The sequence below is a fragment of the Streptomyces swartbergensis genome (genome assembly GCF_002148965.1).
GTDB lineage: Bacteria > Actinomycetota > Actinomycetes > Streptomycetales > Streptomycetaceae > Streptomyces > Streptomyces swartbergensis.
Genome location: NZ_NGFN01000728.1, coordinates 1 through 1,141, shown reverse-complemented (window position 1 = coordinate 1,141; position 1,141 = coordinate 1). Strand labels below are relative to the sequence as shown.

Genomic DNA, 1,141 nt, shown 5'->3' with positions numbered 1-1,141 from the left:
GGTACGGGGAGGGGTCGGTGGGGGCGCCGGGCACGGCCGCGTGCAGCGGGTTGACCTGGACGAATCCGGCGCCGAGCGACCGCCCGGCCCAGCCGGCCAGCTCGGCGAGGTCGCCCAGGTCGCCCATGCCCCAGGAACGGCGGGACAGCAGGGAGTAGAGCTGGACGAGGAGTCCGTAGGAGCGTCCGGTGGGGCTGGGCAGGCGGGCCGGGGCGATGACCAGGTGGGCGGTGGCCGTGCGGCCGTCGGGGACGGTGGCGGTCAGCCGGTGGACACCGGCTGGGAGGTGCTCGGCCGAGGCGCGGGTCTCGCCCTGCTCGGTCTCGATGAGCAGCCGGCTTCCCTCGGGGAGCGCGGCCAGGGCGGCCGGGGGGCTGGTGCCCCAGCCGACCACCGTGGGCGGCAGCAGCCTGGCACCCAGTTCCCGCTCCCGGGCGGCGAGCGCGGCGCGGACGGCGCCGGGCGTGCTCGCGTCCACGCCGAGAGCGGCCAGGGTGAGGGTGAGCGCGGCGGCCGAGGCCGCGACCGTACGGTCCGGGGACGGGCTGTACGAAGTGGCGACGCCGTGCAGGTCGGCGAGGCGGGACAGGTCCTCGGAAGGCGGTTCGGCCGGCCGGGGTGCGGTCATCTAGGACCTCGTGAAGTCCGGGACGAAGGCGGAGGGTTCGCTGGTCAGGGAGGTGGATTCGGCGAGCGGCGGCTCGCTGGTGAGGGGCTCGGCGTCGGGCAGCGGGGGCTCGCTGGTCAGCGGGGGCTCGGCGCAGGTGCTCTCGGAGCTGAAGATGCAGTAGTGGGGGTCTTCGTAGCGGGGATCGTCATAGTGGGGGTCGAGGTCGGCGGACGTGTCCGCCACGGGTTTGGACGGGGCCGGGAGCGGAAGGAAAGTCATCGCAGCCACGGGGGCCTCCTTTTGGGCACGGCGTTCAACGGCTATCGCAGCCCTACCCAGTCGGCGCGAAGGCAGACACCCCAGGCCCAACATCGTGCTTCTGCTCACATTCCACTCTCCTCCACTCCTTCCAGATTCCGGCAATACGGCCATAGCGGCCACTCTCGTTGACACCCTCACCGGGCGGGTGGTGGGCTCGTTCTCCCGGTCGAACACACGTGGAGGGGGCCTGTGGGACTGCGGCGTGGGAAG

The 1,141-nt window shown here is 73.0% G+C and carries 2 protein-coding genes; both read right to left on the bottom strand.

What is annotated here, in order from left to right; genetic code table 11:
- A partial coding sequence (locus tag CA983_RS43935) for a 4-alpha-glucanotransferase (protein ID WP_208637188.1) occupies window positions 1–628 on the bottom strand: 628 nt, incomplete at its 3' end.
- Window positions 629–898 (bottom strand): hypothetical protein, encoded by a 270-nt coding sequence (locus CA983_RS43930; RefSeq protein WP_086606136.1) that lies wholly within the window; start codon window positions 896–898, stop codon window positions 629–631.
- Between the last annotated feature and the right edge of the window lie 243 nt (window positions 899–1,141).